23 protein-coding genes are annotated in these 25,158 nt (G+C 64.6%); 13 read left to right on the top strand and 10 right to left on the bottom strand.

What is annotated here, in order from left to right; all coding sequences use genetic code 11:
* The first annotated feature begins 219 nt into the window (after window positions 1–219).
* Window positions 220–855, top strand: a complete 636-nt coding sequence (locus tag ACIA48_RS15335; protein ID WP_396732671.1) for a hypothetical protein — start codon at window positions 220–222, stop codon at window positions 853–855.
* 41 nt (window positions 856–896) lie between these two features.
* Here ACIA48_RS15335 and ACIA48_RS15330 read toward each other — a convergent pair whose 3' ends face one another.
* Window positions 897–4,142: a LuxR family transcriptional regulator gene (locus ACIA48_RS15330; RefSeq protein WP_396732892.1), complete on the bottom strand. Its 3,246-nt coding sequence runs from the start codon at window positions 4,140–4,142 to the stop codon at window positions 897–899.
* Between the two features lie 261 nt (window positions 4,143–4,403).
* On the opposite strand from ACIA48_RS15330, the gene ACIA48_RS15325 reads away from it, so the two are divergent.
* Window positions 4,404–4,688 (top strand): hypothetical protein, encoded by a 285-nt coding sequence (locus tag ACIA48_RS15325; RefSeq protein ID WP_396732668.1) that lies wholly within the window; start codon window positions 4,404–4,406, stop codon window positions 4,686–4,688.
* On the opposite strand, the gene ACIA48_RS15320 is transcribed toward ACIA48_RS15325, so the two are convergent.
* A complete protein-coding gene (locus tag ACIA48_RS15320; RefSeq protein ID WP_396732665.1) occupies window positions 4,685–5,149 on the bottom strand; it encodes a MarR family winged helix-turn-helix transcriptional regulator in 465 nt (154 codons plus the stop codon). The genes ACIA48_RS15325 and ACIA48_RS15320 overlap by 4 nt on opposite strands.
* 58 nt (window positions 5,150–5,207) lie before the next feature.
* Here ACIA48_RS15320 and ACIA48_RS15315 point away from each other — a divergent pair, with 58 nt between their 5' ends.
* Complete coding sequence (locus tag ACIA48_RS15315; RefSeq protein ID WP_396732662.1) at window positions 5,208–6,047, top strand: alpha/beta fold hydrolase; 840 nt, start codon at window positions 5,208–5,210, stop codon at window positions 6,045–6,047.
* Between the two features lie 34 nt (window positions 6,048–6,081).
* Here the strand turns inward: ACIA48_RS15315 and ACIA48_RS15310 are convergent, their stop codons facing one another.
* The 3 genes from ACIA48_RS15310 to ACIA48_RS15300 all read right to left on the bottom strand — a co-directional run bounded on the left by ACIA48_RS15310 (window position 6,082) and on the right by ACIA48_RS15300 (window position 9,437).
* Window positions 6,082–7,515: a gamma-aminobutyraldehyde dehydrogenase gene (locus ACIA48_RS15310; protein WP_396732659.1), complete on the bottom strand. Its 1,434-nt coding sequence runs from the start codon at window positions 7,513–7,515 to the stop codon at window positions 6,082–6,084.
* A 19-nt stretch (window positions 7,516–7,534) separates the two neighbouring features.
* Window positions 7,535–8,875: a 4-aminobutyrate--2-oxoglutarate transaminase gene (gene gabT / locus ACIA48_RS15305; protein ID WP_396732656.1), complete on the bottom strand. Its 1,341-nt coding sequence runs from the start codon at window positions 8,873–8,875 to the stop codon at window positions 7,535–7,537.
* A gap of 148 nt (window positions 8,876–9,023) precedes the next feature.
* Window positions 9,024–9,437, bottom strand: a complete 414-nt coding sequence (locus ACIA48_RS15300; protein WP_396732653.1) for an extradiol dioxygenase — start codon at window positions 9,435–9,437, stop codon at window positions 9,024–9,026.
* Between the two features lie 139 nt (window positions 9,438–9,576).
* Here ACIA48_RS15300 and yajC point away from each other — a divergent pair, with 139 nt between their 5' ends.
* The 7 genes from yajC to ACIA48_RS15265 all read left to right on the top strand — a co-directional run bounded on the left by yajC (window position 9,577) and on the right by ACIA48_RS15265 (window position 18,054).
* Window positions 9,577–9,909: a preprotein translocase subunit YajC gene (gene yajC, locus ACIA48_RS15295; RefSeq protein WP_396732650.1), complete on the top strand. Its 333-nt coding sequence runs from the start codon at window positions 9,577–9,579 to the stop codon at window positions 9,907–9,909.
* A 72-nt stretch (window positions 9,910–9,981) separates the two neighbouring features.
* Window positions 9,982–11,808 carry a protein translocase subunit SecD gene (gene secD / locus ACIA48_RS15290; RefSeq protein WP_396732647.1) on the top strand — a complete coding sequence of 609 codons (1,827 nt, stop codon included), beginning with the start codon at window positions 9,982–9,984 and terminating at the stop codon, window positions 11,806–11,808.
* A 4-nt stretch (window positions 11,809–11,812) separates the two neighbouring features.
* The gene (gene secF / locus ACIA48_RS15285) at window positions 11,813–13,108 is read left to right on the top strand and encodes a protein translocase subunit SecF (protein ID WP_396732644.1); all 1,296 of its coding nucleotides are present in this window, start codon (window positions 11,813–11,815) and stop codon (window positions 13,106–13,108) included.
* A 5-nt stretch (window positions 13,109–13,113) separates the two neighbouring features.
* Entirely contained in the window at window positions 13,114–14,766 is a 1,653-nt protein-coding gene (locus tag ACIA48_RS15280) for an ABC transporter substrate-binding protein (protein WP_396732641.1), read from the top strand.
* A complete protein-coding gene (locus ACIA48_RS15275; RefSeq protein ID WP_396732638.1) occupies window positions 14,733–15,293 on the top strand; it encodes an adenine phosphoribosyltransferase in 561 nt (186 codons plus the stop codon). The genes ACIA48_RS15280 and ACIA48_RS15275 overlap by 34 nt, the downstream gene beginning before the upstream one ends.
* A 103-nt stretch (window positions 15,294–15,396) precedes the next feature.
* Window positions 15,397–17,709 (top strand): RelA/SpoT family protein, encoded by a 2,313-nt coding sequence (locus ACIA48_RS15270; RefSeq protein WP_396732889.1) that lies wholly within the window; start codon window positions 15,397–15,399, stop codon window positions 17,707–17,709.
* A gap of 51 nt (window positions 17,710–17,760) precedes the next feature.
* Window positions 17,761–18,054 (top strand): DUF4333 domain-containing protein, encoded by a 294-nt coding sequence (locus tag ACIA48_RS15265; RefSeq protein ID WP_396732635.1) that lies wholly within the window; start codon window positions 17,761–17,763, stop codon window positions 18,052–18,054.
* Between the two features lie 4 nt (window positions 18,055–18,058).
* Here ACIA48_RS15265 and ACIA48_RS15260 read toward each other — a convergent pair whose 3' ends face one another.
* Genes ACIA48_RS15260 through ACIA48_RS15250 form a run of 3 tightly spaced genes read right to left on the bottom strand, consistent with a single transcriptional unit; the run spans window position 18,059 to window position 20,365 of the window.
* The gene (locus ACIA48_RS15260) at window positions 18,059–18,502 is read right to left on the bottom strand and encodes a DUF3592 domain-containing protein (protein WP_396732632.1); all 444 of its coding nucleotides are present in this window, start codon (window positions 18,500–18,502) and stop codon (window positions 18,059–18,061) included.
* Window positions 18,495–19,493 carry a peptidylprolyl isomerase gene (locus tag ACIA48_RS15255; RefSeq protein ID WP_396732629.1) on the bottom strand — a complete coding sequence of 333 codons (999 nt, stop codon included), beginning with the start codon at window positions 19,491–19,493 and terminating at the stop codon, window positions 18,495–18,497. Before ACIA48_RS15255 ends, ACIA48_RS15260 begins: the two co-directional genes overlap by 8 nt.
* Entirely contained in the window at window positions 19,490–20,365 is an 876-nt protein-coding gene (locus tag ACIA48_RS15250; RefSeq protein WP_396732627.1) for a peptidylprolyl isomerase, read from the bottom strand. The genes ACIA48_RS15255 and ACIA48_RS15250 overlap by 4 nt, the downstream gene beginning before the upstream one ends.
* A gap of 101 nt (window positions 20,366–20,466) precedes the next feature.
* On the opposite strand from ACIA48_RS15250, the gene ACIA48_RS15245 reads away from it, so the two are divergent.
* The 3 genes from ACIA48_RS15245 (at window position 20,467) to ACIA48_RS15235 (ending at window position 23,519) form a co-directional block, all read left to right on the top strand.
* The gene (locus tag ACIA48_RS15245; protein ID WP_396732624.1) at window positions 20,467–21,129 is read left to right on the top strand and encodes an MBL fold metallo-hydrolase; all 663 of its coding nucleotides are present in this window, start codon (window positions 20,467–20,469) and stop codon (window positions 21,127–21,129) included.
* Window positions 21,129–22,394, top strand: coding sequence for a histidine--tRNA ligase (gene hisS, locus ACIA48_RS15240; protein ID WP_396732622.1), 1,266 nt, complete (start codon window positions 21,129–21,131; stop codon window positions 22,392–22,394). Before ACIA48_RS15245 ends, hisS begins: the two co-directional genes overlap by 1 nt.
* Window positions 22,395–22,529: 135 nt before the next feature.
* Entirely contained in the window at window positions 22,530–23,519 is a 990-nt protein-coding gene (locus ACIA48_RS15235; RefSeq protein ID WP_396732619.1) for an amidohydrolase family protein, read from the top strand.
* 2 nt (window positions 23,520–23,521) lie between these two features.
* Here ACIA48_RS15235 and ACIA48_RS15230 read toward each other — a convergent pair whose 3' ends face one another.
* Together ACIA48_RS15230 and ACIA48_RS15225 are read right to left on the bottom strand one after the other, a co-directional pair.
* Window positions 23,522–24,598, bottom strand: coding sequence for an MBL fold metallo-hydrolase (locus ACIA48_RS15230; protein ID WP_396732616.1), 1,077 nt, complete (start codon window positions 24,596–24,598; stop codon window positions 23,522–23,524).
* A gap of 3 nt (window positions 24,599–24,601) precedes the next feature.
* Window positions 24,602–25,129, bottom strand: coding sequence for a hypothetical protein (locus ACIA48_RS15225; RefSeq protein ID WP_396732614.1), 528 nt, complete (start codon window positions 25,127–25,129; stop codon window positions 24,602–24,604).
* Between the last annotated feature and the right edge of the window lie 29 nt (window positions 25,130–25,158).

Genomic DNA, 25,158 nt, shown 5'->3' with positions numbered 1-25,158 from the left:
AAATGATTTGGAACGGGCGCCTCATCGAGCCCACTAATTGAAATATCGTTAGCAAAACTAAAGCTATTCCGTCAGCTCGCTGGAAGTTGGCTGTGAAGACCGGAGACCGCAGGTGAGGCGGTTGCGCCGCTTCGGTGGCGTTCATCACAGCTAATCGCGGCTGTTCCGGGGGCCGTCACGGCGGGTTACAGCGCCCGCTGTTCGGGTATGCGAGGCCGCATGACTGATACGCGAGTTCGGACCCGTGGCGGACGCCTGAAGATGCAGCGCAGCCGCGGCGCAATGAGCGGATTGCTGCTGATCCTGCTGGGTGCCTGGGGCGCTCTGATCCCGTTCGTCGGACCGTACTTCGACTTCGCCTTCAGCCCCGATAGAGCGTGGGCGTGGACTGATGCGCGCGGATGGCTCGAGGTGCTGCCGGGTGCGGTCGCCGTGCTCGGCGGTCTTCTGCTGCTGGTCTCGCGTAACCGAGCGACGGCGATGCTGGGCGCGTGGCTCGGCGCCATTGCCGGCGCCTGGTTTGTGGTCGGCCGCGCGGCGGCTGGACTGGTGGGTATCGGTGACGCGGGCGCGCCCGTCGCTACGACGGAGGCCAAGTCTGTAGCGCTGGAGTTGGCGTACTTCTACGGCCTTGGCGCGCTGATCGTGTTCGTGGCCGCAGCGGCCGTGGGTCGTATCTCAGTTCGCAGTGTGCGCGACGTCGAGTATGTCGACACCCCCGTGGCTGACCCCGTGCAGCCGCAGCCCACGTACTCGAATACCGACGAGGTGACCGAGATTCAGCCGACGGGAACCGACACGGGCCGACACCGCGGCTGGCGTAATGCGTTCGGTCGACGCACGCCTGCTCACTAGATCGTTTCGCGACGTAGGGCCCTCACGACTTCGTGCGGGCCCTACGTCGGCGTAGCCATCTGCCGCGCAGCTTCCTGTGCCAGCTGTACGCGGGAAGTGAGGCCGACCTTGTTGTAGACGTGCCGTAGGTGAGACTGCACGGTCCGTGGCGACACGAACAGGCGAGTGGCGATGTCCTTGTTGGGTATGCCCTCGGCGACCAGACGGACGACGTCGAGTTCGGTTGGCGTCAGCGACGCCCAGCCAGTGGCCGGTCGCTTACGCTCGCCTCGACCTCGTTGTGCGTAGGCGATCGCCTCCTCAATCGATAGCGCCGCGCCTTCGGCCCATGCGGCCTCGAATTCACTGTCAGTCATGCTCGTTCGCAGCGACGTCACCACAGCGTAGTGGCACTCTTCATGAACCTTGAAGAGCGGAAGTTCGAGAGAAGCTCTGAGCGCGGAGGCTGCACCGAGTAGCCGAACAGCATGCTGAAAACTTTCTGCACCGAGAGCTATTTCGCCAAGACACTCGAGAAAGACGGGGGCGCAGAGGTGTGCCTCCATCGAGGACACGATGGCGAGGCCGTCGTAGGCATCGTTCGCGGCCTGCTCGGAATTCCCCTCGGCGAGGTGAACACGAACCCGTACGGCGAGCGCGAGACACAAGAACATTCCCTTGGTGCCCGACACGGCATCGTCCGACCAGAGTCGTGCACGAGCAAGGTCGCCGCATGCCAGAGCCGCTTCGGCCGACCAGGTCCAGTTGGCTTTCTCCACAGCCGAGTTAGTCGCGCTCTCGAGCGCCGCCTCGGCTGCTTGCATTGCAGCTGCGGCATTGCCGGCGGCCAGCTCGGCCCAGACGACGGTCAGATGCGCGTTCTGCACGAGAAAGCCGAGTTCCGTGCAAGCTTCAAGCGCGTCGGCGGCGGTCTTTCGAGCACCTTCGATATTGCCGTGCCACGCTAGCGCAAAGCCGCTGCAGATCAGGCCGGCGACCCGGGACATTGCGTCGTGTGCCCGTGTGGCCTGCTCGATCATCTCCTGAAATTGTGCAACCGCTGTTGCGACGTACCCGCGATCCATGTTCGACCAGGCGAGGTACATGAGGCACTGCCGGGCGTTGAAGTCGTCACCGATAGACATCGCCAAGCCGTAACCTTCTTGGGCCAGCGATTGCGCGGTGGCAACGGTTCCATCGATCATCGATCCGTACGCTTGCCGTCCCAGTAGTTGGCATAGGCGCCACGAGTCGCCCAATTCGCGAGCGAGGGCGACCGCCTCAGTGAAATATGGTCGGGCGATGTCAGCTTCGTGCGCGGTGATGCATGCGCATGCGGCGAGCACACGACACAACAGTGCAGGGTCGTCGACGTCGCGTGCGATCGTTAAGGCTTCCATCGTCGGCTCGTACATACCGGTGACATCCACCCACGAGCGCAAGACGGCCTTATCCGCAATCGCACGCGCCAATATGGCGGGGTCGATTTCGCCCGCTGCACTCGCGGTGTCCAGCCACGCGATGCCCTCCGAAATCCGCCCACGGGTGAGCCATAACGGATGTAGCGATGACGCCAGTTCCAAAGCCTCTGCAGGATTACCGCTTTCGAGGCTCCACGCAAACGCAGCCCTCACGTTGTCGAATTCGGTCACAGCCTGCGCAAGTCGCTGCTCATAGCCGCTCTCTCTCGACGCATCCAAATGATCAGCCAACGTCGAATAGTGGTCCCTATGGCGTCCGCGTATCTTGTCGGCTTCTCCCGACTCACCCAGCTTTTCCAGTGCGTATTGACGCACGGTTTCCAGAAGCCGATACCGCGTTCGGCGATCGGCATCTTCCGCGACGACCAACGACTTGTCGACGAGCAGACTCAGTTGGTCGAGCACCTGAAAACGTTCTACTTCACCGGTGCCCGCGACCGCCTGAGCGGCTTCGAGGTCAAAGCCGCCCATGAACACCGCGAGGCGGCGGAACAAAACGCGTTCGGGTTCTGTCAGCAAGGCGTGCGACCAGTCGACCGAGGCGCGCAGAGTCTGCTGACGGCGAACCGCGGTGCGAGCACCGCCAGTGAGTAAGCGGAACCTGTCATGCAGGCTGTTGAGAATTTCGTCGAGGGTCAGTGAGCGCACCCGTGCGGCGGCCAGCTCGATGGCCAGCGGCATACCGTCGAGTCGGCGACAGATCTCGGCCACGTCGGTGGAGTCGTCACCTGTGACCTCGAAACCGGGCCGCGCGCGGTGGGCCCTGTCCACAAAGAGATCGATGGCCTCGTCGTCCAGTGACAGGGATGGCACCTGCCAGTTGACTTCGCCGGCGACCATGAGGGGTTCGCGGCTGGTGGCCAAGACAGTTGTGCGGGCCGAAGCTCCCAGAATCGCGCTCACCAGTGCGGCACCGGCTTCGAGAAGATGTTCGCAGTTATCGAGAACCAACAGCATGTGGCGATCGCGCACGAAGCCGAGCAAGGTGTCGGTGATGGAGCGACCCGGTTGATCGGGTAGGCCGAGCGTGCGCGCCACGGTGACGGGTACCACCTCGGGATGTGTGACCGGCGCTAGGTCGGCGTACCAGATCCCATCTGCGAACTTGTCCGTCATCTGGCCGGCGACTTCGACGGCCAACCGTGTCTTGCCCGCCCCGCCCGCGCCTGTGAGCGTCAACAGACGGTTCTCTTCGAGAAGCCCTCGGATATCGGCGATTTGTGAGGTGCGTCCGATGAATGTCGTGAGTTGCATCGGAAGTTGCTCGGGGACAGCATTATTGGTCGTCCGTAGTGGAGGGAAATCCTGCGGCAAATCCGGATGGCACAGTTGTGCGACGCGTACAGGCCTTGGCACGTCACGCAGCGTGTGACGACCTAGATCGGTCAACCAAGCACCCTCGGGCAAGCGATCCTCTACCAATTCCTCTGTGACGCCCGAAAGCACTGTCTGACCGCCGTGCCCAAGATCGCGTAGGCGCGCAGTCTTGTTGATCGTCGTGCCCGCGTAGTTTCCTTCGTCGCGAAGCTGCACATCGCCGGTGTGCACGCCGATCCGCAGCTTGATCGGGGCGAGGGCGGTGCGCTGAAGGGCGAGAGCGCACGCCACCGCGTCGGCCGCTCGCGCGAACGCGGCCACGAAGCTGTCACCTTCGCCTTGCTCGACGGGCCGCACCCCATTGTGTTCGGCGATTAGTGCCGACGCTGTGCGATTCAGTCGCGCTAGCGCGGTAGACATCGACTCCGGCTGGGTTTCCCAAAGCTTGGTCGAGCCCTCGACGTCGGCGAGTAGCAGCGTCACCGTGCCCGTCGGCAGCAGGTCGGCCATCTCAACCTCGCTCCACTCACTCGCGCTCATGCTTTCAGCATCCGGTGTCCGAGATGGGCGAAACATCCGCTTTAGGGCGCATATATCCGGCAATCACCTGCGATTTCGGGATGGAACGGCTCGTGTGTGTCCCGTATCCGGGTAAGCGGGGCCGCGTGATTTACGCCTCGATCCCGTCAGATCTACGCCCACCGGCGGATGATTGGTAGTTGGGCTAAACAGACAGTGGAGTCGTCCCGATCAACGCATGAGGAGGCCGACATGAGCACTGCCAGTACCCGCCAAGCCACCGCCGCAGCTGTGTGCGAGGCGCTCGGTGTGCCCGAGACGGATTGGCCCCTGTTCTACCGGTGGGCCGCAGGGCCATTGACACCGAGGGCCACCGACGCGCTGCACCAGTACGTCGACGTCATGATCGCCAACCGATGCCGTCAGCCCGCCGATGATCTGATGTCCGACCTGATCGCACTCGAGGTCGACGGTGTGGAACTCACGGTCGACGACATCCGCAGCTTCGTCGCCACGTTGGTGACTGGTTCCGACTAGCTCCGCGCGTCCTTCGGGTTCAGTTCGTCCAGTAGGCGCTGCATGGTCCTGGTCATCTGTGTGAAGTTCCGTTCGCCGACGACCTTCGACCACCGGTCCTCGATATCGACGACCCGTCCGCCGGCGTCCGCCATCAGCGACTGCCCCTTCTTGGTCAGGTCGATGAGTTTGGCTCGACCGTCGGATGGGTCCGGTCGACGCGTGAGATATCCGAGCTCGACGAGATCGTTGACCAATTCCGACGCCGCCGCCAGGCTCAGCTGCGCCCGGTCGGCCAGTTCCGTGAGCCGAATACCGCCCGTCCGGATGTTGCCAAAGATCTGGAAGTGTGTCTCGCGGACATCGCCGTACCCGGCATCCACGCGTGGTGCGGCGAGATCGTCGCGAAACTCGCGCAGCAGTCGCACCAGCAGTTGTCCGATCGCCAGGCGGTCGGGCGGCAGATCTCTTGACGCGGCCATGGGTTGTGAGGATACTACGGATACCGAAGTTTCGGCTTCCGAAGTAAATGGAGTAGTGATGGTCACCGAGTTCATCACCACCGGTCTGGGTGGCTTGCACGTCGAGCGCATGGGCGGCGGTTCGCCGGTCGTGTTGTGGCACAGCCTGTTTCTCGACTCGAGATCCTGGTGTGGTCTCCAGGACGACCTGACGCGCGACCATTCGGTATACGTCATCGACGGACCGTCACACGGCCGCAGTGAGCCGGTCGATCGCGATTTCACCTTCGACGAGTGCGTATCGGCGGCCGCGCAGGTACTGGACGCTCTCGGACTCGATCGGGTCGACTGGGTGGGCAATGCCTGGGGTGGCCATGTCGGAATTCAGCTGGCCGCACACCAGCCCAACAGGATCCGGACGCTAACCACCATCGGCACGCCGGCGCACCCGCTGCGTACGGGAGAGCGCTGGACCCAAGTCTGGCCACTGGTGCACCTCTACCGGCTCACCGGTCCCAACCCACTCCTGCTGAAGCCTTTATCCGATGCGCTCGTCGGGCGCGAATCATATGCAGCCGCACCCGATCTCGCGAAGACCGTGATGAGCGGATTCACCGACGCGCAGAAAGGAGCGATGTTCCACGCTATGCGGTCGATGATGCTCAACCGGCCGGACATGACCGTGGACATGGCCCGAATCACCGCACCCACATTGCTCATCGCCGCTCGTGACGACATCACCGGATGGCGCCCCGCCGACGCGCAGGCTGTCGCGGACTCCATGACCGACGCCACCGTCGTCGCCACCGCTGGTTCGGGCCATTCCTCGCCGCTGCTGATCGACCGCGAACTGGTTCTACGGTCGATCACCGAGTTCATCAACCGCGAGATGGAATTTCAGCAGCGGAAGTGCGAGTAGCCACCTGCTGGAATGCAATTTCGCGAAAACCCGCCTAGCCCGTGAAGGCCATCACGTGCTTGATGCGCGTGTAATCCTCGAGGCCGTACATCGACAGATCCTTGCCGTGACCCGAAGACTTGTAGCCGCCATGCGGCATCTCGGCGACCAGCGGGATGTGGGTATTGATCCAGACGCATCCGAAGTCCAGCGCCGCCGACACTCGCAGTGCCCGCGACACATCCTTCGTCCACACAGATGACGCCAGGCCATATTCCGTGCCGTTGGCCCACGCGATCGCTTCGTCCTCGTCGGAGAACGATTGCACCGTGATCACTGGGCCGAAAATCTCCTGCTGGACCAACCGGTCGTCCTGGTGAAGCCCGCCGACAACTGTCGGCGCCACGTAAAACCCCTTGTCGCCCTGGCGTTCTCCGCCCGCGGCTACTTTCGCATGCGACGGCACGTCGGCGAAGAAGGACAGCACCCGCTCCATCTGGTTGACGTTGTTGACCGGGGGCACCCAGGCGTCTTCGTCGTCGGCGGCCTTGCCGAACGTCGTGGTCGCGCCGCGCGCCTGCTCGGCGAGGGCGTCGGTCAGATCCGACGCCACCTTGGCCGTCGCCAGCACACGCGTGGCCGCGGTGCAGTCCTGGCCGGCGTTGAAATAACCGGCCGTTGCGATTCCCTCTGCGGCGCTGGCGATGTCGCTGTCGTCGAACACGATCACCGGCGCCTTACCACCTAGCTCCAGGTGCGTGCGCTTCAAGTGTCCGCCCGCGCTCACGGCCACCGCGCGGCCGGCGGCCACCGAACCGGTGATCGACACCATCTCCGGTGTCGGATGCGCGACGACCGCGGCGCCGGTGTTCCGGTCGCCGCACACGACATTCAGCACACCGGGCGGGAAGTGCTTGGCGGCCATCTCGGCGAGCATCACCGTGGTGACCGGAGTGGTGTCGCTGGGTTTGATCACCACAGTGTTGCCCGCGGCGATCGCCGGGCAGAACTTCCAGATCGCCATCATCATCGGGTAATTCCACGGCGATACCTGGCCGATCACACCCACCGGCTCGCGGCGAATCCACGAGGTGTGATTCTCCATGTACTCACCGGCCGACTTGCCCTCCAACACCCTTGCGGCGCCGGCGAAGAAACGAATCTGATCGAGCATCGGCGGGATCTCCTCCGCCGCCGTGACGTGGTTCGGCTTGCCCGTGTTGCGGCCCTCGGCCTCGATGAGTGCCTGCGCGTTGCGCTCCACCTCGTCGGCGAAATCGAGCAGCGCCTTCTGACGGTTGGACGGTGTCGTGCGCCTCCAGTCCTTGAACGCCTTCGACGCGGCCGAGTACGCATTGTCGATGTCGGCCTCATTGGAGATCGGCGCGGTGGCGTACTCCTCGCCGGTGCTCGGGTCGACGAGCGGCATCGTTGCGCCGCTGACGGAGTCGACGAGTTCGCCGCCGATGAAATTCTGAACCTTGGTCACAGCGTGAGTTTCCTTTCGATTAAAGGTCTTTGAGCACGAGCGCGAGGACATCGAGACCTTCAACGAGAAGGTCGTCGCTGATGGTCAGCGGGGGAAGGAAGCGGAGCACGTTGCCAAATGTGCCGCAGGACAACACGATCACGCCCGCGGCGTAGCATCCTGCGCACAGTGCTTTGGTCAGATCGGGATCGGGTTCGGTACTACCTGGTTTCACCAGCTCCATCGCGATCATCGCCCCGCGACCGCGCACGTCACCGATCCGGTCGTCTTCGGCCTGCAACCGCCCAAGGCGGTCCTTCATCAGCGCTTCGATCTGCTGCGCCCGCTCGATGAGCCCGTCGGTCTCAATGGTCTCGATGGTCGCCAGCGCCGCCGCGCACGCGACCGGGTTGCCGCCGTAGGTGCCACCGAGTCCGCTGACATGCGGTGCGTCCATGATCTCGGCGCGACCGGTGACGGCGGACAACGGCATGCCGTCAGCGATGCCCTTGGCGGTGACGATCAGATCGGGCTCGATGCCTTCGTGTTCGCACGCGAACATCGCGCCGGTGCGGGCGAAACCGGTCTGCACCTCGTCGGCGATGAAGATGACGTTGTTGTCGCGGCACCAGTCCAGCAGCGCGGGCAGAAAGCCGTCCGCGGGCACGATGAACCCGCCCTCACCCTGGATGGGTTCGATGATGACCGCGGCGAGGTTATCGGCGCCAACCTGCTTGTCCATCACTGTGATGGCGCGCTTGGCCGCCAGCTCACCGTCGGTGGCCATCTCCTTGCCGAACTCCGCGTCGCGGAACGGATACGACAGCGGTGCGCGGTAGATCTCCGGTGCGAACGGACCGAAGCCGTGCTTGTAGGGCATCGACTTCGCGGTCAACGCCATGGTCAGGTTGGTCCGGCCGTGATAGGCGTGATCGAACGACACGACCGCCGACTTCCGGGTGTAGGTCCGCGCGACCTTGATCGCGTTCTCCACTGCCTCTGAGCCGGAGTTGAACAGCGCGGATCGCTTGTCGCCGCTGCCCGGCGTGAGCCGGTTGAGCTGCTCGGCAACCGCGACGTAGCCCTCGTACGGCGTGATCATGAAACACGTGTGGGTGAAGCGGGCGACCTGATCTTGCACCGCGGCGACGACGGCGGGCGACGAGTTACCAATGGTGGTCACCGCGATGCCCGACCCCAGATCGATGAGCCGGTTGCCATCGACGTCCTCGACGATGCCGCCGAACGCCCGCGACGCGTACACGGGCATGGTGTTGCCCACCGCGCGGGAAACGGCGGCGGTCTTCCTGTCGATCAGCGCCTGCGAAAGCGGGCCGGGTATCTCGGTGGCGAGGTAGCGGCTCTGCTCGACGGTGCTCAATTCCGACTCCTGTCGATGTGGATTCGGCGCATGCCGCGCCGCGGTTCGAGCCTAGTCGGCTATGCACCGATCCGATTGAAAACTCCGCCAGCTTCTGACGGAATCGTCCGTTGCCATAGATCAACACAACGGAATTCGTCGCGATCAGTCAATCGCGGTCGTGATGGCACACCGCTTCGAGCATCAGTCCCCACGGGTCGAGCCAGAACGTCGCGAAGTACGGCTGCGGATACTGCGGAAAAACCTGAGGCTGGTGCAGCACTTCGCCGCCGAACCGCGGGACCAGATCGCTGACAACGAGCTCATGCACGTCGTTCACGAGCGAGCGCGACCGCATGATGAACGCCAAATGCTGAAGACCGGTCCGGTGCCGCGAATACCGCGAGTCCTCGGCCGACGGATAGAAGAACAGATAGGTGCCAGGCTTGCCGCTCGCGGGCCGGTAGGCGAACTCGTCTTCTGCGGCGACAAACTCGTCGAATCCCAGCAGCGGCATGACCGCGTCGTAGTAGCTCTTGGACGCCCTCAGATCAGGAACGTTGACGCCGAGGTGCCCGAGCACTACAGCAAGCTAACACCGGGCCGCGACGATGGGGGCCTCGGTCATCCGGGGCCGCAATGGCACACTGGTCACTGACGAAGCGTCTGACCTGCCGGTCTGCGCTGTGACACCGAGACCGATACGAAAGACTGCTGCTGACATGGATCTGGTCATCTTCCTGCCCCTCATCATCATCATGGGCGCGTTCATGTTCTTCGCATCGCGCCGACAGAAGAAGGCGATGCAGGCCACGATCGATCTGCACGAGTCGCTGCAGATCGGGGATCGCATCCACACGACCTCGGGCCTGGAAGGCACGATCACCGGCATAGCCGACGACTCCATCGACCTGGAGATCGCGCCTGGCGTGGTAACCACGTGGATGAAGCTGGCCGTGCGCGACAAGATCACCGATGACGATGATTTCGAGGACGTCGAAGACGAGGAATCGACGGCGACCGAAATCACCGAAAGCCCGAACACCAAGGACTGAGGGCTGACTACTCAGCCTGAGCACGTACCCTTTGCGGTGCTGACGAACTGATCTCGAGGAGACCCTAGAAACGTGGCATCGCCTTCAACGCCGGTGCACCCTGCCCGCTACCTTGCGCTCTTTCTGGTACTGCTGGTCGGCGCATACCTGTTGGTGTTCCTGACAGGGGACAAGAAGGCCGAGCCCAAGCTCGGCATCGACCTCCAGGGTGGCACCCGCGTAACTCTCACCGCTCGCACGCCGGACGGCTCCCGTCCCACCCGTGACGCCCTCAATCAGGCGCAGACGATCATCAACGATCGCGTCAACGGTCTTGGCGTGTCGGGGTCCGAAGTCATCATCGACGGCGACAACCTCGTCATCACCGTTCCCGGTAACGAGAGCAGTGAGGCGCGCAACCTGGGCCAGACGGCGCGGCTGTACATCCGGCCGGTGGTCCACGCGATGCCGTCGGCCGCGGCGCAGCCCCAGCAGCAGCCGCCGGCAGAGGCGCCGCAGGGGACACCTCCGGGCTTACCGGGCGGAGAACCAGGGATTCCCGGCATCCCCGGGGCGCCGGGAGCGCCCGGAGCGCCTCCAGGGGCCGACCCCGGCGCGGTAGTCCTCCCGCCAGGTGCCGTCGAGCAGCCGGCCCAGTCGCCCGCGCCGCAGCCTCGTCCCTATCCCGTCGAGCCGCCGGCCCAGCCCGTACCGGAGCCGCCGGCACCGCCACAGCCGACGCCAGCGCCGGGACAGGAGCCTGCACCGGCCCCTGGGACGCAGACGCCGGCTCCACCGTCCGGTGACGTCCCGCTGTCCCAGCGCATTGCCGACGAGAAGGAATTGCGGCAGAGCAGCGATCAGCAGATCCAGATCCTGGCGCTGCAATTCCAGGCCACCCGCTGCGGCGAGGACGACGTGCTCGCGGGTAACGACGACCCGAACCTGCCGTTGGTCACGTGCTCGCAGGACGGGAAAGAGGTCTATCTGCTCGACAAGTCGATCATCAGCGGTGAGCAGATCGAGAATGCGAGCTCGGGCTTCGATCAGCAGCAGGGCATCTACCTCGTCGACGTCCAGTTCAAGGGCGACGCGACCAAGATCTGGGCCGACTTCACCGCCGCGAACGTCGGTACCCAGACCGCGTTCGTGCTGGACTCCCAAGTGGTCAGCGCACCCGAGATCCGTGAGCCCATCCCCGGTGGTCGCACTCAGATCAGCGGTCAGTTCACCGAGCAGACGGCGCGCGAACTCGCCAACGTGCTGAAGTACGGTTCGCTCCCGTTGTCATTCGAGTCTTCGGAGGCCGAAACCGTCTCGGCGACATTGGGTTTGACCTCGTTGCGCGCCGGTTTGATCGCAGGTGCAGTCGGTATCGCGCTCGTGCTGCTCTATTCGCTGCTGTACTACCGAATACTGGGCGTTCTCATCGCGCTGTCGTTGGTCGCTTCCGGCGCAATGGTTTACGCGATCCTGGTGCTTCTCGGTAGATACATCGGTTACACGCTCGACCTGGCCGGCATCGCAGGTTTGATCATCGGTATAGGTATGACCGCCGACTCGTTCGTCGTGTTCTTTGAACGCATCAAGGACGAGATACGCGACGGCCGATCGTTCCGGTCGGCTGTGCCCCGTGGTTGGAACAGGGCACGCAAGACGATTCTGTCCGGCAACGCGGTCACGTTCCTGGCGGCGGCCGTCCTCTACGTCCTGGCGGTCGGCCAGGTGAAGGGCTTCGCGTTCACCTTGGGCCTGACGACCATCCTCGACGTCGTAGTGGTGTTCCTGGTGACGTGGCCGATCGTCTACATGGCGTCGAAGTCGCCGACCATGGCGAAGCCGAAGCTGAACGGCTTGGGCGCGGTGCAGCAGATCGCCCGCGAGCGCCGTGCGGCCGCACACGTGACGGGACGGGGGTAGCGACATGGCCGCCAAACACAAAGACAAAAACGCAGACGTGGACAACGTGCTGACCGAAGCCGTCGAGGCGCCTGACCTCGAGGCCGCGACGCCACGGCATGGCTTCTTCACCCGGCTCTACACCGGTACCGGCGCATTCGAGGTCATCGGCAAGCGCAAGCTGTGGTTCTCCGTCAGCGGCGCGATCGTTGCCATCTGTGTCGCGAGCATCCTGATCCGCGGCTTCACCTTCGGCATCGACTTCGAGGGGGGCACCAAGGTATCGATGCCGGCGCAGACCGCCAGTGGCATCGTCAGCACCCAGCAGGTCGAAGACGTGTTCAGCGAGGCGTTGGGCAAGGAAGCCGACGCCGTGGTCGTCGTCGGCAGTGGCGATTCGGCCACCGTGCAGATTCGCTCGGAGACCCTGAACAACCAAGAGATCGAGACGCTGCGCACCGCGATGTTCGATGCGTTCCAGCCGCGCGGTCCCGACGGTCAGCCCGACAAGAACGCCATCAGCGACTCCGCGGTGTCGGAGACCTGGGGCGGACAGATCACCGAGAAGGCACTGATCGCCCTGGTGGTGTTCCTCGCATTGGCCGCGATCTACATCACGGTGCGATACGAGCGCTACATGGCGGTCGCCGCGTTGGCCACGCTGGTATTCGACCTCGTCGTCACCGCCGGCATCTATTCCATCGTCGGTTTCGAGGTCACGCCCGCGACGGTCATCGGCCTGCTGACCATCCTGGGCTTCTCGCTCTACGACACCGTGATCGTGTTCGACAAGGTCGAGGAGAACACCCACGGCTTCGAGCACACCACCCGCCGGACGTTCGCGGAGCACGCCAACCTCGCGGTCAACCAGACTTTCATGCGGTCCATCAACACGAGCGTGATCTCGGTGCTGCCGATTCTGGCGCTGATGGTGGTCGCGGTCTGGCTGCTGGGCGTCGGCACACTGATGGACCTGGCTCTCGTACAGCTCGTCGGCGTCATCGTCGGTACCTACTCGTCGATCTACTTCGCCACACCGCTGCTGGTGTCGCTGCGGGAACGCACCACAGTGGTGCGCAACCACACCCGCCGGGTGTTGAACCGCCGCAAGGGAAGTGCCGCGAAGCTGTCGGACAGCACGCAGGACATCGGCGAGGAGCCAGGCGAGGGCAAGGCGACGCAGGCGAAGGCAGCAGTGTCGTCGCCGGCGGCTAGCACCACGCCACCACCGGACAAGCCCGCGCCCGGCGCGCGGCCGGTCCGGCCGACGAACAGCCGGACCGGACGACCGTCGGGTAAGCGCGACGCCCGGCGGCGGTAGCCCAGATGATGGCATGGAGCCGGCGTGCGGGTGCTCTGGCGGCCGTGCTGACGGTCGGTGCCGCGGGTCTGTCGGCGTGTTCGCGGGGCCCCGCCGAGAGCATCGACTTCGCGATGGACGGCTTGCTGTCGACCTACAACACCAACACGGTTGCCGGTGCCGCATCCGGGGGTCCGCAGGCGTTCGCAAGGGTGCTGACAGGTTTCAACTATCACGGCCCCGACGGCCAGATCGTCGGTGACCACGACTTTGGCAAGATCTCGGTGGTCGGCCGGGCGCCCCTGATCCTCGACTATGAGATCAACGCCGCCGCGGTGTATTCCGACGGCAAGCCGATCTCGTGCGACGACATGGTCCTGGCCTGGGCGTCGCAGTCCGGACGGTTCCCCGGGTTCGACGCGGCCAGTCGTGCCGGCTACACCGACATCGCGTCGGTCGACTGCGCGCCGGGCCAGAAGAAGGCCCGCGTGTCCTTCGCGCAGGACCGCGCATTCGTCGACTACGGTCAGCTGTTCGCCGCGACGTCGATGATGCCGTCGCATGTGATCGCCGATGAACTTGGTCTGCCCGACGGCGGCGTCACCGCCGCGATCACGAATAACGACCTCGCGGCCATCGACCGAATCGCTAAGGCGTGGAACACCACCTGGAACCTGACGCCTGATATCGACCTCAAGAAGTTCCCGTCGTCGGGCCCGTTCAAGCTGGACTCGGTCACTGACGAAGGCGCCGTCAAGCTCGTCGCCAACGACAAGTGGTGGGGAGCGGCGCCGGTCACCTCCAGAATCACTGTCTGGCCGCGCGGTGCCGACATTCAGGACCGCATCAACCAGCGCGCCTACGACGTCGTCGACGTATCTACGGGTTCGTCCGGCACGCTGAACCTGCCCGACGATTACGTCCGCACCGACGCTCCGTCCGCCGGTATCGAACAGCTCATCTTCTCCTCGAAGGGTCCGATGTCTGCGCCGCCGGAGCGACGCGCGCTGGCCCTCTGCACCCCCCGTGACGTCATCGCCCGTAACGCCCAGGTGCCGATCGCGAACGCACGGCTGAATCCCGTCACCGAGGATGCCTACAGCGCGGCCGAAAGTGCGGTCGAAGGCGGCAAGTTCACCGTCGCCAATCCGGTGGCGGCGCGGGCCGCGATCAATGGGCGGCCGTTGACCGTCCGCATCGGCTATCAGAGCCCCAACGCCCGGCTCGCCGCGACCGTCGGCGCGATTGCCAAGGCGTGCGCTCCCGCCGGCATCACCGTGCAGGACGTCGCGTCCAACGAAACTGGACCACTCACGCTGCGCAGCAACGAGATCGACGTTCTGATCGCCAGCACGGGTGGCGCGGCGGGTAGTGGTTCGACCGGATCCAATTCGATGGACGCCTACGATCTGCATTCCGCCAATGGCAATAATTTGTCGCGCTTCTCCAACGAGCGTGTCGACGGCATCATCGCGGCGATCGCGGTGACATCCGATCCGAAGGAGCTGTCTCGACTGCTCGGTGAAGGCGGATCGATCCTGTGGACTGACATGCCGACCATTCCGCTCTATCGTCAGCAGCGAACCGTGTTGACGTCGAAAGACATGTACGCGGTAAGCAGCAGTCCGACTCGATGGGGCGCGGGATGGAACATGGATCGTTGGGCTCTGGGCGGGTGAGCGAGTCGGACATCTCGGCACTCGTCGCATCGCTGATGCGTGAGGTGCCGAATTTTCCCGAGCCAGGTATCCAGTTCAAGGATCTGACGCCCCTGCTGGCCGACGCGCACGGGCTGGCGAAGGTCACCGACGCGCTCGCTGAGACGGCCGAGGGCGCCGACCTGGTAGCGGGTATCGACGCGCGCGGTTTCCTGCTCGGAGCCGCGGTCGCGCTGCGACTCGGGACTGGGGTGCTGGCGGTCCGCAAGGGTGGCAAGTTGCCGCCGCCGGTGCACAGCGAGACCTACCAGCTGGAGTACGGCTCGGCGACGCTGGAACTGCCTGCTGACGGCATCGATCTCGAAGGGCGAACGGTCGTCATCATCGACGATGTTCTCGCCACCGGCGGGACGATGGCGGCGACCGAGAAGCTGCTGCGACACTGCGGTGCGGAGGTTCCAGCCGCTGCGGTTGTGCTCGAGCTGACGGCGCTGAGCGGGCGCGAAGTGCTCAAACCGCTGCCTGTGACGTCCTTGCTCACCGTCTGAGCCGTATTCTGGAAAGTCTGAGCGACTTCAGGAGGTGACGGTGGCTGCAAACGGGGATGCTCCCGGCACGGGCCAGGCCGTGCAGTCGCCGCCGAGTGCGCAGATGGCCGAGACGCAGCCCCTGGAGATCCCCAAGGCGGATTCCTCGAAGGCGGCGACCAGCGCGTCGCGCAGGGTGCGGGCCCGGCTGGCCCGCCGGATGACGGCACAGCGCAGCGCCGTGAACCCGGTGCTGGAGCCGCTGGTGGCCGTCCACAAGCAGTTCTATCCGAAGGCGAACCTGACCCTGCTGCAGCGCGCGTACGAGGTGGCCGACGAGCGGCATGCCGACCAGTTGCGCCGCTCCGGTGACCCGTACATCACCCATCCGCTGGCCGTGGCCAACATCTTGGCCGAGCTCGAGATGGACACCACGACGCTGATCGCGGCCCTGCTGCACGACACCGTCGAGGACACCGGCTACACCCTCGATGCGCTGACCGAGGAGTTCGGCACCGAGGTCGGCCACCTGGTCGACGGCGTGACAAAACTGGACAAGGTCGCCCTGGGTACCGCCGCCGAGGGCGAGACCATCCGCAAGATGATCCTCGCGATGGCCCGCGATCCGCGGGTGCTCGTGATCAAGGTCGCCGACCGGCTGCACAACATGCGCACCATGCGCTTCCTGCCGCCGGAGAAGCAGGCGGCCAAGTCCCGCGAGACGCTGGAAGTGATTGCGCCGCTGGCACATCGGCTCGGTATGGCGAGCGTCAAATGGGAGCTCGAGGACCTGTCGTTCGCGATCCTGCATCCGAAGAAGTACGAGGAGATCGTGCGGCTGGTCGCCGATCGGGCGCCGTCGCGCGACATTTATCTGGCGAAGGTGCGTGCCGAGATCACCGCGACGCTGACTGCGTCGAAGATCAACGCGGTGGTGGAAGGCCGGCCCAAGCACTACTGGTCGATCTACCAGAAGATGATCGTCAAGGGCCGCGACTTCGACGACATCCACGACCTCGTGGGTGTGCGTATCCTCTGCGACGAGGTCCGCGACTGCTATGCGGCTGTGGGCGTGGTGCATTCGCTGTGGCAGCCGATTGCCGGACGCTTCAAGGACTACATCGCCCAGCCCAGGTTCGGTGTGTATCAGTCGTTGCACACCACGGTCGTCGGACCCGAGGGCAAGCCGCTGGAAGTGCAGATCCGCACCACGGATATGCACAAGACGGCGGAGTACGGCATCGCCGCGCACTGGCGCTACAAGGAAGCCAAAGGCCGCAACGGGCTTTCGGCCGCCAGTGGTGCCGCGGAGATCGACGACATGGCCTGGATGCGTCAGCTCCTCGACTGGCAGCGGGAGGCCGCCGACCCCGGCGAGTTCCTCGAGTCGTTGCGTTACGACCTTGCGGTCCAGGAGATCTTCGTGTTCACCCCGAAGGGTGATCTGATCACGCTGCCGACCGGTTCTACGCCGGTGGATTTCGCCTACGCCGTGCACACCGAGGTAGGCCACCGCTGCATCGGTTCCCGCGTCAACGGTCGGCTGGTCGCCTTGGAGCGCAAGCTCGAAAACGGCGACCAGGTCGAGGTTTTCACGTCCAAGGCGCCCAACGCCGGCCCGTCGCGTGACTGGCAGACGTTCGTGGTCTCGCCCCGGGCGAAGGCAAAGATCCGCCAATGGTTCGCGAAGGAACGCCGCGAAGAAGCACTCGAAACCGGTAAGGACGCCATCGCGCGTGAAGTGCGTCGTGCCGGAATTCCTTTGCAGCGGTTGATGAATGCCGAACAGGTGGCAGCGCTGGCGCGTGAGCTGCGCTACGCCGACGTCTCGGCGCTATACACCGCGGTGGGCGAAGGTCATGTTTCGGCGCGGCACGTCGTGCAGCGGCTCGTGGCGCAACTCGGCGGCGATGAGGACGCCGCCGACGAGATCGCCGAGCGCTCAACGCCGGCCACCATGCCGGTGCGCCAGCGCAGCACCGACGATGTCGGCGTGGCGGTGCCCGGCGCCCCCGGGGTGCTGACCAAGCTCGCCAAATGCTGCACACCCGTCCCCGGGGACATCATCATGGGGTTCGTCACCCGCGGTGGCGGAGTCAGCGTGCACCGCACCGACTGCACCAATGCGTCATCGCTGCAGGAACAGTCGGAGCGGATCATCGACGTGCAGTGGGCACCATCGCCGTCGTCGGTGTTCCTGGTCGCGATTCAGGTGGAAGCATTGGATCGGCACCGGTTGCTGTCTGACGTGACCCGGGTGCTCGCCGACGAAAAAGTGAACATCCTGTCTGCTTCGGTGACCACCTCCGATGACCGGGTTGCGGTTAGCCGATTCACCTTCGAGATGGGCGATCCGAAGCACCTGGGCCATTTGCTCAACGTGGTGCGCAACGTGGAGGGCGTGTACGACGTTTACCGTGTGACATCCGCGGCGTGACGGTTTTCGGCAAAGAATCGCACGCTCGTCAATTTCTGTCATAATTCGGCGATGCGGACCGCACTTGTGGCGACGATTGTCGCTGTCGCCGTGCTGATCACCGGCTGCGGCTCGACCATCAAGCCCGATGGCGCCGCACAATCCGTCGTCGATTTGGTGAAGAAGCAAACAGGTTTCACGCCGAACGACGTCAAGTGCCCCGAAGGCGTCGAGGCCAAAGTGGGAACGAAGTTCGAGTGCAAGTTCACCGGGCCTGAGGGCACGGAGTACACCGCGGATATGCGGATCACCAAGGTCGAGGGCGACGACGTCGAGTTCTACATCGAGACGCGGCCCAGCTCCTAGCGCACTACGCGAGGATGACGGCGAGCGCGATGATGACGACGAAGGCGCCGAACCCCCCGACCAACAACGCCAATCCCAGTCCTTGCCGCGACAGGACTGAGGTCGCCGGATTCTTCGGATCGACGAAGACCGTCACGGTGTCCGGTAGTCGCGACACGTGCTTTTTCGCCGCGCCACGCAGATAGGTCGTCCGGTAAAGACCCAGTCGATCGCCGATGAACTCTGTCCCGTTCACCGCGTACGCGTATCGCACTCGTGCTTCATAACGTGGCCCTCCCGAATCGCCGGCGGCGGTGGGGACCGACGCCTCGTCGATGGACTTCTCGATGATGCGCGCGGGAACCGGCACAAAAGACCGCGCGCGCAACACCTTTGCGAAGAGCAGACCGGCCGAGACGACCGCGAACAGGCCGATGACCAGTGCGAAATAGCCCGCGACGTCAGTCAAGTCGCACGTTTTCGATCATCACGTCCTGCTCGGGCTTGCCGTCGTCACCTCCGTCGGCGACACCGGCGGCGGCGATCTTGTCCAGCGTGGCCAGCCCGGTCTGATCGATGGTGCCGAACACGGTGTAGGTCGGGGGCAGCATCGAGTCCCGGTAGACGAGGTAGAACTGGCTGCCGTTGGTGCCCAGGCCCGAGTTGGCCATCGCGAGCGTGCCCCGCGGGTACAGAACTGATTGCTGCATCATCGGGTCGGTCAGCCGAAATTGGTTGGTCGGGTACTCGTTCGGGAATCGATAGCCGGGGCCGCCCTGACCCGTTCCGCTCGGATCGCCGCACTGGAGCATTCCGAGCGTCGGGGTCGCGGCCAACCGGTGGCAGGTGGTGTCGTCGAAGTAACCCTGCTGAGCGAGGCTGGCGAAATTGTTGACTGTGCAGGGGGATTTGGCGTTGTCCAACTGCAAGCCGATGCCACCGCGGTTGGTGGTGATGCTGGCGCTGACCAACGCAGGCTCGGTCGGCACTCGCCCGGTGCGGGGCGGCTTGGCCGGCTTGCTCGCCGGTTCCGTTGTGGCCGGGTACTGGCAGTTGGACCCGAGCGTGGCGGGCGGCTTGAACTCTGGCAGCGGCGGGGCGTCGACCGGCTGCGTTGGTGTTGCCGTGTAGTACGACGTCCCGTTGTCGAAGTTCTCGAGGCTGCGGCCCACCGCGATGACGAACAACACGCTCAGCACCACTACGAGGATGGCGAGTGCGGTGACCAGATATCCGATCACCAGGCCCGCGACCGCCAGCCCGCGGCCCTCTTCACCGGATTTCTTGATCTGCGACAGCGAGATGTGTCCGAACACGATGCCCAGAGGGGCGAACAGGAGCGCGCACACCAGTGAAGCGATCGCCAGCGGATTCGTCGGCTGGGGCGTCGGATATCCGCTGTACGGCGGATATCCGCCGTACGGCGGGGGATACGCGCCGTACGGCGGCGGGTTGGTCACGGATCCAGCTGCAGCTTATTGATCTTGACCTCAGACTTTGGCGCCCCATCCGGAGCACCGTCGGCCGTGCCCGCCGCCGCAATCTTGTCCAGCGTGGCGAGCCCGGTCTCATCGATGGTGCCGAACACCGTGTAGCCGGGTGGCAGTTGCGAGTCCTTGTACACCAGGAAGAACTGGCTGCCGTTGGTGTTCGGGCCGGCATTGGCCATGGCCAGTGTGCCGCGCGGATACAGCACCGGTTCCATCAGCTTCGGATCGTCGGGCTGGTACTGGTTCGTCGGGTACTCGTTGGCGAACTGGTAGCCAGGGCCGCCGGTGCCCTGTCCCGTCGGGTCGCCGCACTGCAGCACCGAAAGTGACTCTGACGTCGTCAGCCGATGGCACGTGGTGCCGTTGAAGAAATCCTGGTTCGCCAGGCTGGCGAAGCTGTTCACCGTGCAGGGCGACTTGCCGTTGTCCAGCATCAGGCCGATGTTGCCCTGGTTGGTCTCCATGCTTGCGCTGACCTCGGCGGGGTCGGTCGGCACTTTGCCCGTCCGCGGCGGCTTGTTCTCCTTGCTGGCCTTCTCCGCTGCCGGGTACTCGCAGTTGTCGCCGAGACCGGCAGGCGCCGCGAACGCGGGCAGCGTGCCCGGGCCGGCGGGCTCCGTGCTCGTCGGGGTCGAGGAATCAGTGGCGGCGGTGGTCTCGCTGTCCGAATCGCCCCTGGTGAGAATGATCGCGGCCGCAACGCCGCCTGCGACGACGAGGACACCCACCACGGATCCCACGATGGTGAAGATGCGACGCTGGCGCTCTTTGGCCGCCCGACGCTCCAATTGCCGCTCGAGCTTGCGCTTCGCTGTCGCCCGCCGCTGTTCGTTGGTCGGCACCGCCCGTGTCCTCCTTGTATCGATCGGTCGGCAACGAGTGTGCCAGGCGTTGCTGAGTGTGGCGTTACGACCCACGTCATCCGAGATGGAAAACTGGACCCGTGTTGGTCACCGGATTCCCGGCGGGCATGCTGGCATGCAACTGCTACGTGCTGGCTCAGCGGGCGGGCAGCGACGCGATCATCGTCGACCCGGGCCAACGGGCGATGGCGCCATTACGTCGAATCCTCGACGAGAATCACCTCACCCCCGCCGCCGTGTTGCTCACCCACGGTCACATCGACCACATCTGGTCGGCGCAGAAGGTGGCCGACATGTACGGCTGCCCGGCCTACATCCATCCTGATGACCGCTTCATGCTGACCGACCCGATCAAGGATTTCGGGCCGAAGCTGGCGCGACTGGCATTCAGCGCGCTGTTCTCAGAGCCCAAGCAGGTCGTGGAATTGGACAAGGATGGCGACAAAGTGGAACTGGGGGGTATCACCGTGACGGTCGACCACACACCCGGGCACACGCGCGGCTCGGTCGTTTTCCGCGTATCCGAGGGCACTGAAGAAGTCGTTTTCACCGGCGATACGCTGTTCCGGCAATCGGTCGGCCGCACCGACCTGCCCGGTGGCAGCGGGCGCGATCTGCTCGGCTCGATCGTCACAAAACTGTTGGTGCTCGATGACGACACCGTGGTACTACCTGGACACGGCGAGAAGACCACGATCGGATTCGAACGTCGTAGCAACCCATTCCTCGAAGGCTTGAACTAGTGAGTGATTTTCAGGCGCCCAAGGGCGTCCCGGATTATCTGCCGCCGGACTCGGCGCAATTCGTCGGCGTCCGTGACGGTCTGCTGGCCACGGCCCGCCGCGCGGGTTACGGCGATGTCGAACTCCCGATCTTCGAGGACACCGCGCTGTTCGCCCGCGGCGTGGGGGAGTCCACCGACGTGGTGTCCAAGGAGATGTACACCTTCGCCGATCGGGGCGGCCGCTCGGTGACGTTGCGCCCGGAGGGCACCGCGGGGGTGATGCGCGCGGTGATCGAGCACGGACTGGACCGCGGGCCGCTGCCCGTCAAGCTCTGCTACGCCGGCCCGTTCTTCCGCTACGAACGCCCGCAAGCCGGCCGTTACCGTCAGCTGCAGCAGGTCGGGGTGGAGGCCATCGGTGTCGACGATCCGGCGCTGGACGCCGAGGTGATCGCGATCGCCGACGCCGGCTTCCGATCACTTGGTCTCGACGGGTTCCGGCTGGAGATCACTTCGCTTGGTGACGACACGTGCCGTCCGCAGTACCGGGAACTGTTGCAGGACTTTCTGTTCAAGCTCGACTTGGATGAAGACACTCGCCGGCGCGCCGAGATCAACCCATTGCGGGTGCTTGACGACAAGCGCCCCAAGGTGCGAGAGATGACCGCGGACGCACCAGTGATGCTGGATCACCTCTCCGATGTCGCCAAGCAGCACTTCCGGACCGTCCTCGCGCATCTGGATGCGCTCGGGGTGCCGTACGTCATCAATCCCCGCATGGTCCGCGGCCTGGACTACTACACCAAGACCACCTTCGAGTTCGTGCACGACGGCCTTGGTGCACAGTCGGGTATCGGCGGCGGTGGCAGGTATGACGGTCTGATGAGCCAGCTCGGCGGAAAAGATCTGTCCGGCATCGGTTTCGGTCTCGGTGTCGACCGGACGATGCTGGCCTTGAAGGCCGAGGGCAAGACCGTCGGCGGTACCGCCCGCGTCGACGTGTTCGCCGTGCCACTCGGTGAGCAGGCCAAGGTCACGTTGGCGGTGCTCGGGGCACGATTGCGCGCCGCGGGTGTGCGCGTCGACCTCTCGTACGGTGACCGCGGTATCAAGGGCGCGATGCGGGCTGCGGACCGCTCCGGTGCGTCGATTGCACTGGTCGCCGGAGACCGGGATATCGAGGCGGGCACCGTCGGGGTCAAGAACCTGGCGACCGGTGAGCAGGTCGACGTCGCCGTCGACGATGTTCTGGTAGACGTCCTCTCGCGGCTCAACCGAGCCTGATACGCGGTCCGCTGTCTTAGCGGGTTGATCGCACGCATGTGGTGCTGGTGATCAACCCGTTAGCGCATGAAACGATCACCACCAGCATGCCGAATCATCCGCGTAGGGTTGAGCCGACCCGACCACGGAGGTGCCATGTCGCTGATCGCACTCGAAGAACACTTCGCCTGGGATCCGGCCAGCGCCGACAACGTGGTGGGCACCTGGCTGCGCACCAACAATCCCGTCGCTTACGACCGTCTCTACGATCGGGGACCCCTTCGAATCGAGCAGATGGACGCTGCAGGTATTGATTTCCAGATCCTGTCGCTGTTCGACCCCGGTGTGCAGGACGAGACCGATGTCGCCCTCGCTGTGAATCTCGCGCGCCGCGCCAACGACGATCTGGCCGAGTCGGTGCGCGCGAACCCGCACCGGTTCGGCGGCTTCGCGACGTTGGCAACGCAGGATCCCGAGGCCGCTGCGGCCGAGTTCGAGCGTGCAGTAACCGAATTGGGATTGGTCGGTGCGTTGATCAACGGGCACTGTCAGGGTCGATACCTCGACGATCCGGCGTACGAAGTGCTGTTCGAGCGTGCCCAATCGCTGGGCGCCCCGGTCTATCTGCACCCGACGACGCCTCACCCCGCCGTGATGGACGCGTGGTTCGCACCGTACGTCGACGACGGTCTGCATCTTGCGTCTTGGGGTTTCGCCGCCGAGACAGGTACCCACGTGTTGCGCCTGATTTATTCGGGGCTGTTCGACAGATTCCCGCGATTGCAGATGATCATCGGACACCTCGGAGAGATGCTTCCGTTCGCCGCATATCGAATCGATCGCTACTACGGGCTCGGCGGTAACGGCGATGGCCACAAGTTGCAGAACCTGCCGTCGGAGTACTTACGCAACAACTTTCATGTAACGACGAGCGGCAATTTCTGTCCGCCATCCTTCGCATGCACTCTCGAAGTGATCGGCGCAGACCGGGTGATGTTCTCGGTCGACTACCCGATGGATGACAACCAAGCCGGTGCCGACTTCCTGGCGTCGTTCCCGATGGACGACGCGACCCGCCGGAAGGTCAGTTCCGAGAACGCGATCAAGCTCTTCGGCGGGCGACTTCCTGCAACGCTGGGCTCGTGATCTCAGAGAGTGAAGACTTGGCCGTCGCGTGCGACCGTGAGCTTGCCCGAGAAGTTCTGACCGATCGCCTCGTTCCATTCGGAGTCGGGCAGGTCGGTGGGCTCGTAGTGGCTCAGGACGACGTGGCCGGCATTGGCCGCCGCGGCGACCTCACCGACCTGCACGGCCGATGTGTGTGAGCTTTTCAGGTAGTTCGGCGGGAACCTGTTGCCGTAGTAGGCGTCGTCGAGGCTGAACTGCGCCTCGTGCACCAGGATGTCGGTGTCTTTCGCGAGCGTGATCAGGTTTTCGGACTTGGTGGTGTCACCGGAAAAGGTGACGGACACGCCGGACTTTTTCAGGTCGAAGCGCAAGCCGAACGCGGGAAAGACGTCGTAGTGCGACACCAGCGTCGCGGTCACCGAGACGTTGTCGTCCGACATCACCGGGAAGGGGTCGGTCTTCGGTGATCTGTTCTGGTAGTTGGCTTCTGGTGGCACGGCGATCTCGGTGACCGCGAACAACGTCTGGAGGTCATCGGTGCCCATGTCGCGGATGAAGATGTTGTTCGTGTAGGCGAACGCTTGCTGCAGCGACTTCGTCATCTCAGCCAGGCCCGGGGTCGGATGTGCCGGGTCGATCGTCGCCGGGTTTGCGTTGCCGACCTGGCTGGCTGGCAGCCCGCCCGCGGGACCTGGCCCGTAGACCGTGACCGGCGCTTTACCCTTGGCCGCCGTATAGCCGCCGGAGAACAGAAAGCTGCCGTAGTCGACCGTGTGATCAGTGTGCAGGTGCGTGATGAATATGCTCCGCAGCTGGTCGAACTTCAGCCCGGCATTGGTGAACGCGTTCAACGAGCCTAGGCCACAATCGATTTGGTAGACATCGTCGCCGATCTTCAGCGCCGACGAGATGCCGGTCCGGTGTGGCACAGGCGGCGGACCGGCTTGGACGCCGAGGGTGATGAGTGCGTTCTCGGGTAGCGCGGTCGGGGCCCTCGGGGTCGTTGACGGCGCTGATCCGCAGGAGGACACACCGAACGCCGCTCCGCCGACAGCGGTCGCGAAGAGGGCGAGCGCGGACCGCCTCGAGACCTGCACGGATCAGCCGCCGCGCACAACTGCGGTGAGAACTTCGTCGGCGTTGCCGACACCGCCGTCGAAAGGGTTGCCGCGCTTGAGAACTTTGGTCCCGCCGGGGGTGAGCGCGACGAGTTTTGGTGAGCTGGAACCGATTTGCATCCTGCGGGCGAACTGCACCTGGTCCAGCGGGACGATGGCGCCGCCGCCGTAGCTGAACAGCCCGAGCTTGCGGTCGATCACCGCGACCGAGCGGCAGCTGTGTAGCGGTTGCTTGCGGCGACGGAGAATTGTCATGACCACGCGGTACATCACCGCCGCGAGCGCAACCCCGACGGCGACGAAGATCGCGCCGAGCCCCGATGAGGGGACCTTTGTGATCATTGCGACCAGGCCGAACCCGCCGACGACGAGCGTGAGTACGCCGAGCACGAAAGCGACTGTCGCGAGCCCGCCCGTGCACCGGTCGAAGATGTTGACCCGACGGCCGTCGTCAGTGACGACGAGCCCGCCCGTGTCGAGAAGTACCTTGGCCTCGGCGGGTGCGCTCACGCATTGCAGCGTGCCATTTCGTGAGCCGC

Origin of the sequence: Mycobacterium sp. NPDC051804, assembly GCF_044452905.1 — a bacterium.
In the GTDB taxonomy this organism is placed as follows: Bacteria; Actinomycetota; Actinomycetes; order Mycobacteriales; family Mycobacteriaceae; genus Mycobacterium.
This window is presented reverse-complemented; position numbering and strand designations above follow the sequence as displayed.

Excerpts from the sequence above, each read along its gene's own strand:
- ACIA48_RS15280 (WP_396732641.1), top strand. The coding sequence starts at position 13,114 with ATGATGGCATGGAGCCGGCGTGCGGGTGCTCTGGCGGCCGTGCTGACG.
- ACIA48_RS15325 (WP_396732668.1), top strand. The coding sequence starts at position 4,404 with ATGAGCACTGCCAGTACCCGCCAAGCCACCGCCGCAGCTGTGTGCGAG.
- ACIA48_RS15320 (WP_396732665.1), bottom strand. The coding sequence starts at position 5,149 with ATGGCCGCGTCAAGAGATCTGCCGCCCGACCGCCTGGCGATCGGACAA.
- ACIA48_RS15235 (WP_396732619.1), top strand. The coding sequence starts at position 22,530 with ATGTCGCTGATCGCACTCGAAGAACACTTCGCCTGGGATCCGGCCAGC.
- ACIA48_RS15335 (WP_396732671.1), top strand. The coding sequence starts at position 220 with ATGACTGATACGCGAGTTCGGACCCGTGGCGGACGCCTGAAGATGCAG.
- yajC (WP_396732650.1), top strand. The coding sequence starts at position 9,577 with ATGGATCTGGTCATCTTCCTGCCCCTCATCATCATCATGGGCGCGTTC.
- ACIA48_RS15330 (WP_396732892.1), bottom strand. The coding sequence starts at position 4,142 with ATGGCCGACCTGCTGCCGACGGGCACGGTGACGCTGCTACTCGCCGAC.
- ACIA48_RS15265 (WP_396732635.1), top strand. The coding sequence starts at position 17,761 with ATGCGGACCGCACTTGTGGCGACGATTGTCGCTGTCGCCGTGCTGATC.
- secF (WP_396732644.1), top strand. The coding sequence starts at position 11,813 with ATGGCCGCCAAACACAAAGACAAAAACGCAGACGTGGACAACGTGCTG.
- ACIA48_RS15270 (WP_396732889.1), top strand. The coding sequence starts at position 15,397 with ATGGCCGAGACGCAGCCCCTGGAGATCCCCAAGGCGGATTCCTCGAAG.
- ACIA48_RS15275 (WP_396732638.1), top strand. The coding sequence starts at position 14,733 with ATGGAACATGGATCGTTGGGCTCTGGGCGGGTGAGCGAGTCGGACATC.
- ACIA48_RS15315 (WP_396732662.1), top strand. The coding sequence starts at position 5,208 with ATGGTCACCGAGTTCATCACCACCGGTCTGGGTGGCTTGCACGTCGAG.